The sequence below is a fragment of the Bacillus sp. B2-WWTP-C-10-Post-4 genome (assembly GCF_009183805.1).
Taxonomy (GTDB): domain Bacteria; phylum Bacillota; class Bacilli; order Bacillales; family Bacillaceae_G; genus Bacillus_A; species Bacillus_A cereus.
In genome coordinates, this window is sequence record NZ_WEII01000019.1 from 24,397 (window position 1) to 45,692 (window position 21,296).

Genomic DNA, 21,296 nt, shown 5'->3' on the forward strand with positions numbered 1-21,296 from the left:
TATGTATATCTTCTTTAAAAAGCTATCCATTATTATTAACGCATTTCATATAAAGAATCTTATTTCTCGAATCACTTTTTTATTTTAATCATTCTATAATAGGGAGGAGAATTCCCTAACTCATAGTCACCAGAATAAACACTAACATTCTAGAAAGCTAAGAGGGAAAGCTCCTTTAATCCTACAGTATAGCAAGTGCAAATTTAAACTCTTAAAAGTCGTGTTTACAATATGAAGTAATACTAATTATTTTTCTTTTCTGCTATATAAGCAGCTAGTTGTTTAATATTGCGTTTTGTATATGCGACTAAGTCGTCCGTATTAAGATTCTCGTTTTCTAAAGCAAGATCAAGCTCAATAGCTAGTAGAGAATTTCCTCCTAAGTCAAAGAAATCATCCTCTACACCGACAGCTTCAATCTTCAATATACTTTTCCATATTTCAACCAAACGAGATTCTAACTCATTACTAGGAGACATCATACTCTCCTCCTCATTCTTAGGTAAAGATCTAGGTGAAGGTAAGGAATGTCGATCAACCTTTCCACTTGGTGTTAATGGTATGTTTTCAACTTCAACAAAGAAAGTAGGTATCATATAACTCGGGACTAATTTCGCAAGATGCAATTTCAAATCAGAAATGGATACAAGTGATTTTGCTACGAAATAAGCTACAAGTTTTTTCTGCCCATCTTCATCTTGAATGTCTACTATCACTGCTTCTTTAATTGCATGATGTGAAGATAAAGCATCTAAAATTTCCCCTGGCTCAATTCGATATCCTCTAATTTTTAATTGTTCATCATTTCTACCGAGGAATTCTATATTCCCATCAGGTAACCAGCGTGAAAGATCTCCTGTCCTGTACATTTTCTCCCCTTTTACAAATGGGTCTGGTAAAAACTTTTCTTCAGTTAATCTCATTTGATTTACATATCCTCTTGCAAGCCCTTCTCCCGCAATATACAGCTCTCCTACCGCGCCAATAGGCTGAAGTCTCTGTTTTTGATTAAGTATATAAAGCCTTACATTCGGAATAGGCTTTCCAATAGGAATAGTATTATAGTTTTCACTTTCTTGAAGTGAAAACGTACTTGCGATAACTGTCGCCTCCGTAGGACCATACATATTTTCTATTTGAGTCGATAGTCGATGCTTTTTAAACTTATTAACCACCTCATGTGTCAAAGCTTCACCCGCAAGTAATATATACTTCACTTTATTTAAAACCTGGCAATTTTCATTATTAAGTGTATTTACGAAGGCTCTAAACATAGACGGTACAAAATTTAATAATTTCACATCATATTTATCTATAGTTCTTAAAATTGCTCTTGGGTTTCGATGTTCCCCATTGTCCATTATTACTAATTTACTACCTACTATGGTCCACCCAAACAACTCTAGAACAGATACATCAAATATATAAGGTGTCTTCAGTAAATACGTATCTGATTCATCCATAGGATATAAATGAGACATTGAAAATAAGAAATTCACAATACTACAATGTTCAATCATGACTCCTTTTGGTCTACCTGTAGAACCGGAGGTGTATAAAATATAAGCTAAGTTATTTGGTTTTCCAGTAACCTCCAGGTTGCTTGTATCACCAACGTACAAATTTTCTTGCTTTAAATCAATAATCTCTCCTACAAATGGAATTTCACCTACGTATTTAGATTCTGTAAGTACAAATTGAGGATTACAATCCTCTAAAATATGTTCCATTCGACGCTTTGGATATTCAGGATCAATTGGTACATATGCAGCTCCAGATTTTAGCGCAGCAAATATAGCTATAATCATTTCTACGGATCTTTCCACAACGATACCAATTTTAGTTTCCTGATCTACACCTTTTTGTCTAAGAATACGAGCAAGCTGGTTTGCTCGATTATTGATATACGAATAACTGTACGGTATATCATTTGAAATAACTGCGATTTCTTCTGGTTTATTTTCAACCTGATCCTCAAAAAATTGATGAACTAATTTACCCTGAGTAAAATCTAATTTTGTATTATTAAGTTCATTTAACATCCTTGTGGATTCACTTTTACTTAAAACATTAACGTCTTCAATTTTCGCTTCAGGATTAGCTACCATCCACTCTAGCGTATTTATAAAATGCATCATAAACCGCTCTATAGTTTGCGGATAATATAGTCCTGTCGCGTATTCCAATTCTAATCGCAGACCCTCTTCTTCCGGAAATACTTCTATACTCATATCTACCTTTGAAGCTTGATGCTTAATTTCGTATGATTTAAATGTAATATCTTTTATTTTTTCTGATGTTCTTCCGATATTCTGCATTACTAACATGACATCAAATACAGGATTTCGATTAGTATGATAAGTCATGTCTAACTTATTTACTAACTCATCAAATGGGTATTCTTGATATTGAAATGCTTCTAGCGCATTTTCTTTTACTTCATTTAAGAATTGAATTATCGTCTTTTCCGCTTTAGGATGATTTCTCATAGGTAGAGTATTTACAAACATACCTATGATAGGCTCAAGATCATGATGAATTCTTCCTGCAATTGGAGAACCTACTATAATATCTTCCTGTTGCGTATACACATGCAATACTATATTTAGTGACGAAAGAAGTACCATATATAAAGTAGCTTCTCTTTCATCCGCAAAGGATTTTAATTTATTAGAAAGTTCAGGTGTTAGATGGAATACTAATCTATCACCTTCAAAAGTTTGATTTAGCCCACGTGGCTTATCGGTTGGGAACATAAGAATTGGTAACTCACCTTTAAACTTCTCTACCCAATACTCTTCAATTTCTTTCAGCCCTTCATCATGTAAACGGTTGGTTTGCCAATTGGCATAATCTTTGTATTGTATTTTAATAGGCTCTAAGGCTTTGCCTGAATATAAATCTATAAACTCTTTTTCTAACTTCGCTAAAGATACTCCATCTGCTATTATGTGATGAAGATCAAAAAGTAACAGGTATTGATTGAATTCCAATTTCATTAAACCGACGCGCATAAGTGGAGCCCTATCTAACTGAAAAGGACGAACAAATTCCTGTATTAACTCTTCAATTGTTGATCTATCAGATTTATATAAATGTTCAATTCTAATATCTAAACTATCATGAATAAATTGAACTGGTTCACCTTTAATAAATTGGAATGAAGTTCTTAATGATTCATGACGTTCCACTAATTCTTTGACACATTGTTCTGCCTTTATAAAATCAAACTCACCTTCTATTAACATTGCACCTGGTATATTGTAGGCAGTTCCTATTCCAGCAAAGCGGTTTAATATATATAATCTTTTTTGTGAAGAAGAAGCTTGATAAAATTCTCTATCAGGTACGATCTCAATTTGGGAATAATTTTTCTTCCCTTCATATTTCTCTATATACTCCGCTAATAGCATAATTGTAGGCCTTTGAAACATTTCACGTATAGGTACATCTACACCTAAACGTTTATATATGTGTGAAACAACAGAAGTAATTTGTAATGAATTACCTCCTAATTCGAAAAAGTTATCATTCACACCTATTTTCTCTATTCCAAGTACTACTTTCCATATCTCAGAGAGCATTTGTTCAATTTCATTACGTGGTTCAATAAATAAAGCTGTGGATTGCTCCCAAATTGGATCTGGAAGAGCTTTCCGATCTATTTTACCGTTTGATGAGATTGGAAACTGCTCAATCGGGATGATGTATGCAGGAATCATATAAAAAGGTAAATACTCTCTAAGGAATTGGCGTACCTCTTCTACTTTAGCTGAAGAATTCATAACAACATATGCACATAAAACCGGAGCATCTTCTCCCTCTTTTTTACGTGTAATTACAATAGCTTCACCAATTTCAGGATATCGTAATAGTTGCTTTTCTATTTCTCCCAATTCAATTCGTAATCCACGAATTTTGACTTGATCGTCCATACGGCCTAAATATTCAAGGTTTCCATCTGGTAACCAGCGAGCCAAGTCTCCAGTACGATATACCTTGTCATCTATAATAGAAAAACCTATTTTGGTGATTTGTATAGGAACAAATTTGTCCATAGTTAACTTAGGTTGATTTAAATACCCTCTTGCTAGCCCTTCTCCTGAAATACACAACTCTCCAGGAATTCCAACGGGTTGTAACTGTTGATTATCACCCATAATATAAACTTTTTGATTGGCTAGAGGTCGTCCTATTGGTAATTGATTCATAAGTTCTAACTTATCGTGCTGAACATGATAACATGTAGAATCTACAGTAGTCTCCGTAGGTCCATAAGCATTTGTTAAATTAGGTTGGCAGTTCTTATTAAATAAACCAAGGAATTTCCGCGCTAATTTCGGTGGTAATTCCTCTCCAGCAATAATAAAATGTTTAAATGAATATTCTATTTTTTCATCTATAAAATTAGTTAATAATCGAAGATGCATCGGCGTTCCATCCGCGATATTTATTTGCTTTTCTTGATAAAAATTCATTAGCTTCTGCCCATCAGTTCTTGCTTCCTCTGGTACTATAAATAAACTATTTCCTAATAAAAGCGCACCAAACATGTTTTGTACTGAAGCATCAAACTCAAAAGGTGAAACTAACCCGATTCGCATAGAGGAACTATATTTATCATATATTTCATTTTTTAACCCGAATATTAAATTTACAACACTACGATTTTCAACCATAATTCCTTTAGGATTACCTGTTGTTCCAGAGGTAAAAATAACATATGCCAAATCGTAAGGTGTACTTACTGAAGGGAAACTAACCAATTCTGTTTCAAGTAGTTCATTAAAACTTACCATACTACAATCCTGGATTTCCCTTGTAAAATCTTCACTAATAACTTCTGGTTTTACTATACAAAGTGGAGATTTACATTCTTTTAGCATTGCCTCTATCCTTTTATACGGCAAATATATGTTAATAGGTAAATAAGCAGCCCCACTTTTTAAAATACCTAGCATTGCAATGACTGCATCAATTGATCGATCCATCATAAGGCCAACAATGTGTCCTTTTCCAATTCCTTTTTTATGTAGAGAACTGGCAACCAGATCTACCTTTTCTTTTAATTGAGCGTATGTTATTTCTCTTTTGTCATCAGAAACAGCAAGCTTATTTGGATTATGCATGACTTGTTCTTCAAATAACTGTATCACCGTTAAATGATGCGGGTAATCTAACTCAGTTTGATTAAATGTGATTAACTCTCTTATATCATTATCACTAACCCAATCTAAATCTATATGCGGCGTATTCGGTTGTAGTAAAGCTTGCTCTAACAAGTCTATAAAATGATGACCAAATCGCATAACAGTAGATGTTTTGTATAGATGCTCATTAAAATACATATCAACTTCTATACACCCATTTACTTGACGGAAAGAGAATATAATCTCAGCATTGCTCTCACTTAAATAATTTAAATCTTGAATTTCCTCTAGCAAAATTGCAGTACGGAACGGATAATTACGCCCCTCTGGAAGGTAGTTACTCAAAACCGGTTGTAAACTTTCCAATGGGAAATTTTGATGTTCTAAAGCATTAACCATTACTGTACTAACATGCTGGAGAATTTGTCTAAATGTCATATGTTCCTCAAGACCATGTCTTAAAACTAACAAAGTATTAATAAGGTTTGTATCACTATCTTGTTTTAAAACAGGTGTACCAATGCATATATCTTGCAATCTAGTATATTTATTTAATAGCAAAATAAGTCCAGCAGTAAGAATCATGTGCAACTGAAGATCTGATCCATTTGCTAACTTTAAAATCTTCTCGGACAATTCCTCTTTTAGTTTTATGTTAACATTTGATAAATTCACCTGTTTGTTTGATGTCCGGTAATCATAAGGGAAATGGCAGTCAGCCAGTTCCCCTGATAAGTTTTCTAACCAAAATTCTCTTTCCTTTATTCGTTCATTTGCGGCAATTACTTTATCTTTATTCGCTATTCGTTCAACCATAGTTACTCACTCCTGACAATAATCAATTAAAAGTTAAAATCCCCAAAATCTACTGATACCTTAACTGGTTGCAGTTCTTGAATTTCTTGTTTAAATGAAATATCTTTTAATAAAATTTCAGGATGATCTACAATTTGTTCAAAAATCTCAACATAACGCTCACATAACTTTTGAACCGTGTCCCTAGTATATAAAGAGGTTGCATATTCCATAGTCAGTTCAATTGTATCTTCCAATTCAACCACTCTTAGCAATAAATCCATTTGTGCGCGCTTAAAGTCGTGATCATATGTCCTTAGTTCTAAACCATCGATAAACATATGATCTGCATCCATATTTTGCATAACAAATGAAACATCGAAAAGTGGGTTCCTATTATACGTGCCCTGAAGTCCTAATTGATTAACCAGGTCCTCATATTGACATTTTTGATGTTCAAATGCTTGTAAGACCTGCTCTTTTACTTCAAATAGGAATTGAGTAAACCTTTGTTCAGCTCTTGGATAGTTCCTTATTCCTAACATGTTTACAAATACTCCTATAATATCTTGTAAATCCGCATGCGGGCGACCAGTAATTGGTGAACCAATAACAACATCCTCTTGGCCAGTATATTTACCTAGCAAAATATTATATACAGAGAGCATTAGCGTATATAATGTAGTTTCTTCTTTTGCTAATAAACGCTTAATTTTCTTGGTAACATTTGAATCAATAGTAAAGGATATTTTACTACCTTTTAGATCTAATATTTCAGGTCTTGTATAATCAGTAGGCATATTCAAGACAGGTACACCATCTTTAAATTGATCTAGCCAATACTGTTCATGTTTGAGAGCAATTTCTTTTTCTTTTTCACTCTGCTGCCATTCTGAGTAATCCTTATACTGTATTTTTAAGTTTGGTAATTTCTCTCCTGAGTAAAGCGCAAATAGATCTCTAACAAAAATATCATAGGAAACTCCATCGGTTACTATATGATGTAAATCAATAATTAAAATATGTTTTTGTTCTTCCAATCTAATTAACCCTACACGGAAATATGGAGCATTATTAAAATTAAATGGGCGAATAAACTCATTAATTATTTGTTCCACTTCAGATTCAAAGCCCTTAATTTGAGTAATATGGAAATCAGCATGATCATGAATAATTTGTACCGGTTTATCATTTTTCATTTCAATAGTAGTTCTAAATATCTCATGACGCTTAATTAATTGAGTGAACGCCTTTTCTAAACGTTCAATGTTTAATTTTCCATTCAAAAGAATAACGGAAGTATCATTATAAGCTGTACTTTCTGGATACAATCGGTGTAATACATAAAATCTCTTCTGAGCTGAAGAAAGCTGATAATGAGATTTAGGTTCAGCTGGAACAATAACATCAAATTCACTCTTATCTGCCCTTGAAATATAATTTGCTAGTTTCTCAATATTTGATAGAGTAAAGAGTTCTTTAATAGGAACTTCAACATTAAACTCTTTATGAATTTTTGAAACAATAGTAATAGCCTTAAGTGAATCTCCACCTAGTTCCAGAAGATCATCATGAACACCAACTTCTGAAACTTTAAATATATTTCTCCAAATTTTTGAAAGCTTTTCTTCTACCTCATTACGAGGTGCTACATATTCAGTCAAGAGTTGTGGTCTAGAATGGTATAACGTAGAATCTAATTCTTCTTCCTTCTCATCATTGAAAGAATTTAATAACACCCATTGATCAATACGCGCTTGCAGTTCTCCTGGAGAATGAATCAGTACTTCCCCTTGTTTCCATGACAGTGCTATATTAAAAGCCTGAACTCCTTCTTCAGGTGTCATAGATAATTCATGTACACTTGCACCTATCTGCATATCTTTTTCTTCATCTTCCCAGTATTTCCAATCACTCCAATTGACACTTATCCAAGGCAGGTTGGAATAACGATTTATATATTGTGCAAAAACATCCATGTATATATTTGAAGCAGCATATGATACATAACCTAATCCACCTAAGACCGCTGAAATTGAAGACATTAGAACACAAAAATCTAAATCTTTATTTCGTAAACACTCTTCTAAATTGAGAAGACCATAAATTTTTGCAGAAAATTGTTCCTCACAGTCCTCTTTTTCAAGTTCCTGAATTAAATTAAAAGTCTTTCCACCAAGAATACCTGCACCATGAATTACACCATTAATCTTTCCAAATTCTTGTTCTGCCTTATGAATTGCTTCGTATAGTTGTGATTGATCTGTAACATCAGCAGCAAGTACATAAACTTTAGATCCCGTTTCTTCTATCTCTAAAACTTTACGAATTCTGTCCGAATACATCGTATTTTCCTTCAAATGCATATCCCACTCATCACGATTTGGCAGACCTGTACGTGTAAGAAGAACTAAGTTGGCTTGTACAGTTTGAGCCAAGTGTTTCGCAAGAATTGTACCAATACCTCCGAGTCCTCCTGTAATAAGGTAAACTCCATTTTTTCGTAACGGCAGTTTCTCTTTAGCTGGCTGTTCTAGTTGTAAAGGCTCGTAAGTTTGAACAAATCTTTTATTTCCTCGATAAGCAATCATCTTATCATTCGTATTTGAAAGACATTCTTCTACTAATTGATTTATTAACCTGCTCTTCCATTCTTTGTTTAGAGGTAAAACAACATCAACACTTGAACAAGAAAGATAAGAATACTCTTGTGGAACAACTAATGACGTTCCAAGTACAGTTGATTTTTCTGGAATTAATTCTTCATCACCAATCACTTGTTGAACACCATTTGTAATAATTCGAATTGAGATTGAATCAGAGATATTCTTGTCTCCTAGTGCCTGAGTTAAGTAAAAAATTGAATAGAATCCTAAGTTTTGTTTACTATTTACATATTCAATTGAGGCTTGTCTTTCCTCATCCGTAATTCCCCACATATGAACTATTCTTGTAGGTAAACCACATATTTCCTGTACTTCATCCAATAACTTAACGTAATCTATACGTTCTTCAGGATTTATAATGAAACGATCGTGATTCTCCTTATTAAAAGCAAAGCCAGGTTCTACTGTAACTACTCTCTCCCCTTTATTTAATAAGTCCTTAACTATTTCATTACCTAATCCTTCTTGATCCACAAAAACAATCCATGTCTCATTCACATCATGATTTGGTTCAAACAATGTAGAACTTTTCCATTGCGGTGTATAGAACCATTCAGAAATGTTGTTATTCTTACTAATTTTAGATTGCTTACTATTAAGCTTTTGACCTAAATCATACGGATTACCTTGTAATTTATAAGATATTTTATTGAAAGAATACATTGGTAATGGGATACGTCTTCTCTTCTCATCTTTATAAAATTGTTCCCAATCTATAGAAATACCTGTTACCCACATTCGAGTGATGTGACTAAATAAGAAATACATATCTGATACATCTTGTTGAACAGATCGAACTGTATTAAATATTCTTTCATTACCATTTTCATAGTCTAAAAGGCGACTAGTAAGCCTACTAAGGTCATTTCCAGGACCAATCTCTATGAATAGACTTGTATTGTCGCTATTCAACTCTTGAATTCCATCAGAGAATCGAACAGTTCCACGCATATGTTTTACCCAATAAACTGGGTTTGTTGCTTCTTCAGGTCGTATCCAAGTACCAGTCAAGTTTGATAAATAAGGTATTTTAGGTTCTCTAAGTGTCAATGTACTAACATAGGAAGCATACTCGTCCAGAATTGAATCCAGTTCGTGTGAATGTGCTGCTCCTTCTATTGTTACTCGCATACACATTAAACGCTTTTTCTTTAATTCATTTTCAAAATCTACAATTGCTTCTTCTGTCCCAGAAACTATACAAGCTGGACCATTAACTACCGCTAAAGAAATGGTATGTTGATATTCTTTTTCAAAAGAATTAATTAAATGAATTAATTCCTCTTCTGGAAGCGGAACACTAAGCATTACCCCTGCAGGAAGACTACTCATTAGCTGACCTCTTTTTACAACTAATTTAAATGCATCTTCCAAAGTAAATACTTCTGCTAAACAAGCAGCCACATATTCGCCAAAAGAATATCCAATCATTGCTTCAGGTTTAATTCCCCAACCCATTAATAATTTCGCAACTGAGTATTCAAACGCGAAAAGAACTGGTTGACTAAATTCCATTCTTTTTAATTTTTCCGTTGCCTCATCAATACTGAAAGTAGTTGGATATAACACTTCTTTCATGTTTACATTCGTAATTGATTGAAGAATTGCAAAGCATTCATCCATAGCTTCACGGAAAATTGCCTCTTGTTCGTATAATTCTAACCCCATGTTCACATATTGCGATCCGTTCCCAGAAAACAGGAAGTTAATTTTAGGATGTTCCTCTTTTACATTTGCATATTGCACTCTTCTTCCTTCTGGCTGGTTTAATTGTTCAATTCCCTCTTGGGTACTGGAACAAACTAAAGCTCTCCTATGCTTGAATTCCTTACGTCCAATTTGCAATGTATAACTAGCGTCTGCCAAATTCACATGAGGATTCTGTTCAAGGTAATTTCCTAAATTCAAAGTCATACGATCCAAAGCATCTTTCGATTTTGCCGAAATCATTAACATCTGGTATGGTCTACTATTTGATGTTGCTTCAAGCTTTGGTGCCTCCTCCAAAATAATATGTGCATTTGTACCACCAATACCAAATGAACTAACACCTGCACGTAATGGTTTATTATCCTCTTTCCACTCATTTAATTGTTGATTTACATAAAAAGGTGTCTTTTCAAATCCAATTTGCGTGTTTGGTTTTGTAAAATTCACACTTGGCGGAAGAACCTGATCTTTCATCGCAAAGACCGTTTTAATTAGACCCGCAACACCGGATGCTGCATTTAGATGACCTACATTTGCTTTAACAGATCCAATTGGTACAGATTGTTTTTCATTAGAGTTAAACACTTCACTAAGCGCCTTGATCTCAATGGTATCTCCTAGTTTAGTAGCAGTTCCGTGTGTTTCAATATAGGAAATGGACTCAGGTTCTACATTTGCTTCATGTTGCGCCATTTTAATAACTTCTACTTGGCCCTCTACACTAGGTGCAGTGTAACCAATTTTCCGATTCCCATCATTATTAATCGCCGTTCCTTTTATTACTGCATGTATAGTATCCCCATCATTTATAGCTTCCTGTAAAGGCTTCAGAACAACAATCCCAACACCGTCTCCAAAAAGCATTCCATTTGCATTTTCATCAAAAGGACGACAATGACCATCTGAAGAAAATAGCATTCCTTCTTGGTAGGTATAACCTGCTTTTTCAGGTTGAGTTAATGTAATTCCCCCAGCTATAGCAATATCACAATGCCCCTGTAATAATGCTTGGCATGCATTATGAATAGCCACCAATGATGTTGAACATCCCGTAAAGATATTCATACTTGGTCCTTTAAGGTTAAATTTGTAAGAAATTTGAGTACTAAGCGAGTCTTTGTCGTTAAGTAATGAAATTAAAAATTGCCCAGCTGGTTCATTTGCCTCTGAAAGAGTAGATAACACTTGCCAATATAAGTTAGGAGATGCCCCACTATATACACCAATTAGGCCCGGGTATGTCTCGATATTATATCCAGCATGTTCAAGGGCAGACCACGCACATTCATGAAATACTCGTAGTTGCGGATCCATTAACGATGCATCTTGAGGTGTATAATCAAAGAATGGAGCATCAAAATTATCAGTTCCCTCTAAATACCCTTTCGCTTTAACATAATTAGGGCTTTTTACTTCCATAGGATTCACACCAGATTCAATTAACTCTTCATCTGTAAAAAATTGAATAGACTCTGTTCCAGACTTTATATTATTCCAGAATTCATTTACATTCTGTGCTCCAGGAAAACGTCCATCTATTCCTATAATTGCAATATCGTTATCTTCTTTCGTTTTTCGATTAAAACGTTTTGTATGTTTAACTTGATTCTTTTGCTTATCTCCACTTAAGTATCTCGCTAAAGAACGAATACTTGGATACTCAAACATAACTCCAATTGAAATCTGTTTTTCTAATCTATTAATTAATCTCTCATGAATCTGAATTATATGAAGTGAAGTTGCACCAAGATCAAAGAAATTTTCATTTACATTTACAGTATCAACACTGTAAAATTCTTTCCAAATTCCTGTAATTATTTCCTCTACTTCATCTTGATTTCTGAACTTATCTCCCGTTTGCGTTTGAGTTTCCAATCCCGAAATTCGTTTACGAGAATTCAGATTAATCCATTGATCAAAACGTTTATTTAAATCTCCAGAAGAAATAATTACCTGATTTAAACCACTTAAACCAAGCACACATTGGAATGTTTTTTGTCCTTCCTCAGATGTCATTTCAAGCGCTTCTATATTTTGAGCATTGAATATTTTATTAACCTGTTGAGCTCCCGTGTACTGCCAATCTCCCCAGTTAATACTGGTCCATCGATTATTAGATGTATTACTCACTTTGTCTGAAAAACTATCTAAGTAAAGGTTTGCTGCTGAATAGGCTACAAAACCTAATCCACCCAAAATAGGTGAAAGTGATGAAACAAGATAACAAAAATCAAGATCATAATTACTCAATAACTTATCAAGAACTAGCACACCATGTACTTTAGGAAGAAATTGCTCTTCACATTCAATCCTACTTATCTTTTCCATTGGACACTGAGCTGATTTAACACGTAAGACACCTGCAGCATGAATTACCCCATTTATGTGACCAAAATTAGCCTCGGCCTGATGAATCACGTTTCTCATCTGCTCTTCATCAGCTACATCTGCAACAGCTGTCATTACTTTTGCTCCCAATGACTCCAACTTCTGAATATGGTTAATACGTTGACATAATTGTTCATTTTCAATCTGTGATTGAAGAATTTGATCCCATTCTTTACGATCAGGAAGAGCTGTTCTACTAACTAATATTAGTTTAGCCTTTACTGTACGCGCCAAATATTCTGCTAATTTAAGGCCCACTCCTCCCATTCCACCAGTAATTAAATAAACCCCTTCCGATCGAATATTCGGAATTTTTGAAGCTAATTCATTTTCATTTATTACTAGCATTTCACTTACTTTTTCATCAGGTATAGGCTCATAAATTCGAATGTAACGAGTATTATTTCGAATTGCTATTACAGTGTCAATAATGTCCGTTTGAATCTCAGAATATAAGTTTGATATTAATGCTTCTTCATTATCAGACAACGTAAAATCTACACTACGGCATCTAATATTTGGATACTCTTGCGGAAATACTTTTATAGGAGCCAAAAGAGTAGATTTTTCTGCAATGATAGACTCGTCTCCTACTACCTTTTGCATATTATTCGTCATAACATTTATATTGATAGGATAAAGTAAATTAAATTTACTAATTGTCTTTGCAAGTGATATTAATGAATAGAATCCAGTATCTAAGGTCTCGATACCTAAATCCTTATTATCGACATTCCATAGGTGAAGAATCTCCTCTGGTAAACACTCTTGTTTTTGTAGCTCATTAAATAACTGATAATAATCTTCTTGTTCAGTAGGGCATATTGTAAATTCATTTAAACTAATCTTTTTATATGAAGGACCCACACCGACTGTTATAACACGATGTCCATCTCTTCCAAGTTTTTCTTTAAGAGCTAAGCCTATATGCTCATTGTCTAAAAATAACAACCAACTTTTAGTAGATCCTTTAGTTACATCTACAATTTCTTTTTCCATCCACCCTGGAGTATAGAACCACTCAGCTATATTAGAACGTTTCTTTATCGATGTTTCTTCATTATTAGTTATATTTTGCTGTTCAGCTGGATCTATCCAATATCGCTTTTTCTCAAAAGGATATGTTGGTAAGGCAATACGTAATCTATATTCCTCTTCATACAGTTTACTCCAATTAATTTCTACGCCTAACTCCCACGCTTGTCCCAATACCTCTAACAAGTCGCCTCGCAAAATAATCTGATTATTATTAATTTCAGAATTTAATAACTCTCCAATATGTACAATCACAGAATTAAGATCTACATCCTTAACTTGTGTTAGAAGTTCTACTTTTTCTCCATGCGCCCATTCTGCCTGTAACTCTGTATAGTTTTCAACTAATGGATTCAGGACATCTTCTGACTTAAGAGATTTATTATAAATATCTGAAACCATTCCAGCTAAGCCTGTACCAATAATGTTAGAAGGACGTACATCACATTCAATTAATACATCAATAATCGATTGCAAGCAGACGAAGAAGGTTAAATCTTCAACCAAGCTATCATCTGTTCCTTTAAAGAATGCTTCTTTCAATGCTTTTCCAGTATACATTTGGGCATCAGTCATATTACGCTCAAATACTTTTAAGAATAATGGTTCCTTTTGGTATAGTTCTTTTACATTCTCAATAATTGATGAGTATTCGCTAGGTAACACAAATACCAAATCTGGATTTTCTTGCGTTTTTACGTGAAAATCTTTAACTGTTTTTAAATTGTCTATGGCGCTATCTATATCCTTACATAAGACCGCTCTTCTATACGGAAATGATCGACGGCCAGTTTGCAATGTGTATGCTACATCTGCTAATTCAACATCTTTATTAGATTCCAGATATTCAACCATATTTACTGTAGCATTATTTAAAGCTTCTTTTGATCTAGCAGAAAGAACCATTATTTTTTTCTCTCTAGTAGAAGCAGAACTTTTAACTTTAGGGGCTTCTTCTAATACAATATGAACGTTAGTTCCACCATATCCGAAAGCACTTACACCAGCTCGAAGAAGATCATTATCATCACTTTGCCAATTTACCAAATCAGTATTGATATAAAATGGGCTATCTATAAAATCAATTTTCGAGTTAGGGCGCTTCACATTTAAAGTTGGCGGGAGTTGTTTATGTTTCATAGATAAAACTGTCTTTATAAGTCCGGTCACCCCTGCAGCTGTATCTAAATGACCTACATTACTCTTAACAGAACCAATTGCACAAAAAGATTTCTTGTCCACATCTTGAAACGCTCTCTTTAGAGCCTCTACTTCGATAGAATCCCCTAATGGCGTTGCCGTCCCATGCGTTTCTATATAACTAATTGTAGAAGGATCAACTTCAGCAAAACTATGAGCTGCTTGAATTACTTCAGCCTGTCCCTCAACACTCGGAGCAGTATAGCCTACTTTTCGACCACCATCATTATTTGCTGCTGATCCCTTAATTACACCATAGATTGTATCCCCATCAGCAATCGCATCTTCTAATCTCTTTAGTATTACCATACCTACACCATCACTAAAAACTGCACCCTGGGCTTCTGCATCAAAAGTACGTACTTTGCCATCCGGTGAACTTGTCATTCCTTCATGGTATTTATAACCATTCTTTTTAGGATACGTTATAGATACTCCACCTGCAGCTGCAATAGAGCATTCTCCAGTTAACAATGATCTACATGCAAGATGAATGCTCAAAAGAGATGTAGAGCATGCTGTATATAATGTAAAACTCGGTCCCTTAAGTCCCAGCTTATAGGATGTAAGCGTTGAAATTGCATCTTTATAGGAAAGAGTACCTGCCTCTGAAAACTCAACCACACTATCACTGTTTAATAATGGCGTGTGCTTCATCCAATTAAAATTAGTAGATGCTCCTACGTATAACCCTATTAATCCTTCATAATCAAATGGATTATAACCTGCCATCTCTAATGCTTCCCATGTTGTTTCCTGTAACATACGGATTTGGGGATCCATTATTTTCGCTTCTCTAGGTGTATAAGCAAAAAAGGATTCATCAAAATATTCTACTTCCTCCAAATACCCTTTTGCTTTCACAAAATTAGGATGTTGTAAAACATCTAAATTAACACCCTCTTTAATTAACTCATCTTCAGTAAATGTAGAAATTGAATCAACACCATTTTTTAGGTTATCCCAGAATTGGTTTATTTCATTTGCACCTGGAAATTTACCTGCCATTCCAATAATCGCTATTTCCAAACCAGTTTTACTATCATCTTGATGCTTCATTTTCACTTTCCTCCTATTTTGTTTAATTCGGATTTTCTATGCTTTACATACTCTTAGCTACAATACTTAGAGCTAATACTCCTATTTCATAAACTTAAGCAAAAGAAAAAACACATGAAATTACCCATAAAGTAGCTAAAGTGATTTACATACCTGACAGAAAACAAAAAATTTTAATTACGATTTCTATTCCTGGATTTCAATGATATTTTGAGCAATCATTTTTATTCTAAAAACCTAATACTTTGGTAATAATTCTGTTAATATTGCACTTTATGTAGTTAGTAACATATTCACAAGAAGTTTTCTTTAAGAAATTAATTTGTAGAGCAATAATTTTGTAGGGGTTTTATGTTATAAAATTAAGCATACTTTTTCCAATATCATATAGAAAAAAACAAAAAAGTGACATACAGTGAATATTGAGAAATAAAATTCAATTATTCCATATCTAACCAAAATAGAACGAATTTTCAATTTTAAATTAGATTTTCTTGCATTTATAATTGCATTCTCTATAAATCATCTATGGTGAGCTTTTAAACTTTAAACATAAATAAAATTATATGTGAAGTTTTTTAATTTAGATGAGGATCTATAAGTGAATCCATTCCAGAGGAATAACATATGCTACAAATTTAATATTCTTCATAAAGTTATATACATAAACTAAATTCCTTCAAACGTTTTAAGAAAATATTGAGTATGAACATCGTTAGTGGAACGCTTCCTACCGAAGGCAAACTTATTTCTAGGATTGCTGACTTACAATTATGCATTGTACGACTCCTAAGACAGACCAAATAAGTTCCATATGCTACAGTACTGTTTATCCTTCCGATATGTTTCGCTATGCACATATAATATTTTCATCTTATACCCATAACTATTGTCCTGCAGACGCTTTATATTATCTTCAAACCTACTATTTCACTAAACTGTAAAATTAAAACCACTAAATTTCCGAATAAACTGAAAACTCGTGAGAAATTGACAAGAAATCTCAATAAGATCTTTTCAATATATCTTAACTTCAATCTCATGGAATCAGGACTCAATAATGATGATATACAGGGGAGTATTCTATTAAGTAGAATTACAGAAACGATTCTGCTTATGCAGGATAAATTAAAAATTTTCCATTTGATCCTTTAACCTTTGTAAAAATCAGGTATTTAAATGTTATAAACAAAAAACGTAGGAATATTTAATTCCTACGTTTTTCATAAATAAATTTAATTTATTTATACAATTCCTCAAATTCGTCAATCTCAGCTTTACGCTTTAAAAATAGTTCCATATCTTTATTTTCTCTTTCTATTAACCCCAGAGCATGTGTATCATCCAAGGCTAGCTCTTTATATCCCCATATATAATCTATAGTTGTATCTTTAACCTGTTTGTGTTCTGCACAATACCATTCTAAAGGTTGTAACGCATCGGATATTTTAAATAATTCTGCTGGATACCATGATGGCATATTTTCACGTTCTCCTAAGATTAAATATGTTAACTCACCACTTTGTAATTTACATATTCCATAAACAATATACTCTTTTTCAATGGTTAAATTAAATGTTTCCTCTGTTATCTTAGATAGGGCATTGCCGGTATTATATAAACAAGTTACTTTCATAACATATTCCCCTTATTTATTTTTATCTTTAAACTTAAAATTCAACCGTTTCACCTGTCCCCACATCAAATGCTTGATAAAAACAAGCATAGCGTTTAAAAAGAAATTCATAATATTGCAGAGGTACAGAAACGAGTTGAGATATAAAGAATCAATATGAAAGAAAATCAAATTGATATAATATAAACCGCATGAATTAAATATTTCCACAGTTTTATGTTTATCTAAGGTCTGTTTAATTATTTTACAACAATATAGAAATTACTTAGCATTTTTTCTTTTGCAAATACTTATCTTTCAATTTTTATATCCTTACACCATATTTCTAATTCCATAGGAGGCATAATTATATTACAGGTATATAATTTCAAGCCCTCTTTTTCTACTTCACCGATTTCAATATCATGAAGAAAATAGGGTAACTGTTCATATGTAAATGTTTTTATTGGCTTTTCTTTTACATATCCCATACTATGTTTGTATTCTATTTTATAGCAACCACTGAATTGAAGAGTTACATCATCCCCATCTTTAAAAATCAAAATCACTTCATCGCCAATATAATTGCATTCTAATTTAGTAACCCACGCATCCCAGTAATTTAACTTATCAATTTTTTCTTGTATTCTTTGTACGTTCATATTTCCTCACCTCATTTTTTATATGGGATATGAGCATCTGGACTTTTAGCATCAACTATGTTTCCATTTAAATCTAAAGGATTTTTATTTTCATCGTATAAATGTACATGGTCATACTTTGTAACTTTATCCGGTGGATCTATCCTCATTCTTATTGTACCATTACCATCCCGAACATGAACAAACCCATTATTATCCGTGTATTTCCATCCGTCTGGAAGCTTTTCTAGAATTTCTTTTTTAGACATATTTGGGATATTGTGCGTGTTAATCTTACCAATAGTTTTTCCAGTAGACTTCGCAGCCTTCTCAAGATTTTTCGCTTTCTTTTCAATATCCTCAACAGTGCCAACTACCCTTCCGATAGTTTTTACAGTTTTTACAGTTCCACCAGTTAGTACTGATGCAACACCAATCGCGTAATCAGATGGTTTGTATTTGTCTTTTTCGCCCATTTCATGGCCTTGTACCAATTGAATAATTTCTTTTGGCACATTAATAATTGGCCAAGCATCCAATGTGACATTCATAAATTTAGTCGTATCTCGATCAGCTTGTTCAAGCTCTCTCATTTTTTCTGGAGTAACACCAAAATCACGGAAAGCATTTGTTAAATCAATACTGCCAATACTTCCAGCAGGTATATCAATTTTATGACTTGCTATTTTATTAGCGGAGTCCATAAATGTATTTGCAAGATCTATTCCCATATTGAAATCTGTGAAGAATCCTGGGACCTTGGCATCCAATGCTTGTAAATCTTTCGCAATGATTGGAGCGTTTTTTCTTGTTACTTGTACAAGTTCCTCCATAGCAGGTTTCGCTATATCTACAGAATGTTTTAGACGAATGGAACTATCTACAACCGGTCCTAAATCTTTAACGACACCTGAAAGCCCTTCTGCTAACTTACGATGATTTTCCTCAATTTGAAGAATATTTTTATTAATCTCATTTTGGGTTTCAAGTGCTTTACCCGCAACCACATCTAATGTTTGATAATACCAAGCATAGCTTTGATATAGGGATGTATAATATTGCAGGATAGATACATATACATCAGCACTAAATCCCATCCACTCTTTTCCATACGCTAGAGCATCTTCTTTCGTATTTCCAAGCAGTTTAAATAGCTCTTTTCTTTGAGTGACCGTTAAATTTTTAATGTCACCTTTCATTGCATTCACTAATTCTTGCAATTTATCATGTGATTCTTTAATCACTTTCATTTTATACTGTACATCTTGCTTTGCGTTGTTTACGTTCCTTGAAATACTTTCCCAGTTCTCTGCAGCATCTAACAACCCTTGTTCTGATTCTTCTAAAATTTTAATCGTGTTATTTATGAATGGTTCGTCACTTTTTAAATAATCTAATACACCTTCAAATATCTTTACTTTTCCATCAAGCAAAGTAAGTGGACTTTTAGCCTCCTGATCAAAGATAATAGCATCATGAATACGTACATATCCTTTTTCTCCTTGATAATTAACCTCATACCAAGAACCGACTTTCCCAGTTACTTCTATCACTTCACCCTTATTTACACGTTTTGCACGTAATGCTTTTCTTAAATCTGGCTCAGGATATACTTTTTTAACAAGGGATTCTAATGTAACCCATCCTTTAACCATTTCTCCCTCTTGATTAAAGGAGAATTTCTTATCTTTATATGTAAAATTTCCTGTTTGTAATGCACCTGAAGGCTGTAGCAAATACCAATTAAACTCTTGCTTCATCCAACCATTTCTTGATTCATGAGAAGCATCAAAATAATACGGTTTCCCATCAACATGTGTAAATCCAGATTGTACAGGACCTAACGGGCCAAAGTAATAAGTTTTTCCGTCAATATGCTGGATTCCAGTTTGCACCACGCCATCGGTTCCCAAATAATAATCGTATCCATTTGTATGTACCCATCCGGTTTGCATAAAACCATCGGTACCAAAATAATAACGTTTTCCATCAATTGATTGGAAACCTGTTATTCTTTGCCCATCTTTTTTATAATACGTCCATTTTCCTTCTTCTTGTACCCAGCCTTGTTTATTGTCTAAATAGAGTGCTTCTTTTAATTGATCAATCCATTGTAATCCATTCGCAAGAAGAGCTAAATCACTATCTAGTTGTTTATCAAATTTCTTTTGAATATTGGGTGGAAAGTATTTTTCAGGATCTTTATGATACTCCGTTATCATAAAATGAGACAAATTCGTTGCTTCCTTTGTTACATCCCATGAACGAACTGGTGATTCACCAATTACAACAGATTCAAATATCCGAACATAACCGACTTCTCCTTGATATTTAACCTGATACCATAACCCCTGCTTTGAAATGACCTCTAAGACATCCCCATCCTTTACAGGTTTAGATTTAAATAGAAATTTTGTTTCTGGCTTTGGATAGATTCTTTTAACAGCAGAACGAAGAGTAATCCATCCTTTTTCCATATCCCCGTACTTATTAATTTCAAATGGTTTTCCTTGATAGGTAAATGTTCCTGTTACATACTTCCCATCTTTTAAATAGCTCCATGAAGTTGCAGAAAAACTCCATCCAGTCTTTAATTTACCAGGCTCACTATAATATAAATCGTCTTTTCCTACCTGTTTTCTCCCTTGGAATAGCCTCCCATCTTTAAAAAAGGAATACTCTATTCCATCTAAAGTAATGTTATCTATTTGCTTACTTCCATCTTTTTGATAATAGTACCAATTCTCATTTTCCTTCACCCAGCCTACTTTATTTAAAACTTCGGCTGCCGCTGTAAATGTTGGTGCATAGGTAGAGAATAATAAAAATAATGATACTATAAGTCCTATGACTTTCTTCATACTCGCATCTCCTTATCAATTCATTAAAAACTTTTTAATTATATATTAGATTTTAAAGTTATTAAAAATATTCAATATAAATATGCATAATTGCATATTTATATTCTCGATAGTACGATCCCAATCATATTGGGAAGGAATCTTTTCCGTACCCCTAAGTTATCTTTACCCCCAAA

At 33.5% G+C, this 21,296-nt stretch carries 5 protein-coding genes; all 5 read right to left on the reverse strand.

The annotated features are described in order from the left end of the window. Window positions 1-242: 242 nt before the first annotated feature. Entirely contained in the window at window positions 243-5,966 is a 5,724-nt protein-coding gene (locus tag GBN78_RS10905) for a non-ribosomal peptide synthetase (RefSeq protein WP_152127359.1), read from the reverse strand. 26 nt (window positions 5,967-5,992) lie between these two features. Beyond that, the gene (locus GBN78_RS10910) at window positions 5,993-16,003 is read right to left on the reverse strand and encodes a type I polyketide synthase (RefSeq protein WP_152127361.1); all 10,011 of its coding nucleotides are present in this window, start codon (window positions 16,001-16,003) and stop codon (window positions 5,993-5,995) included. Window positions 16,004-17,243: 1,240 nt separating this feature from the next. Further along, entirely contained in the window at window positions 17,244-17,639 is a 396-nt protein-coding gene (locus GBN78_RS10915; protein WP_000868983.1) for a hypothetical protein, read from the reverse strand. Window positions 17,640-17,929: 290 nt separating this feature from the next. Continuing rightward, the gene (locus GBN78_RS10920) at window positions 17,930-18,280 is read right to left on the reverse strand and encodes a hypothetical protein (RefSeq protein WP_088346306.1); all 351 of its coding nucleotides are present in this window, start codon (window positions 18,278-18,280) and stop codon (window positions 17,930-17,932) included. An 11-nt stretch (window positions 18,281-18,291) separates the two neighbouring features. Further along, on the reverse strand, window positions 18,292-21,120 hold the full coding sequence (locus GBN78_RS10925) for an N-acetylmuramoyl-L-alanine amidase family protein (RefSeq protein ID WP_152127363.1): 2,829 nt from the start codon (window positions 21,118-21,120) through the stop codon (window positions 18,292-18,294). Between the last annotated feature and the right edge of the window lie 176 nt (window positions 21,121-21,296).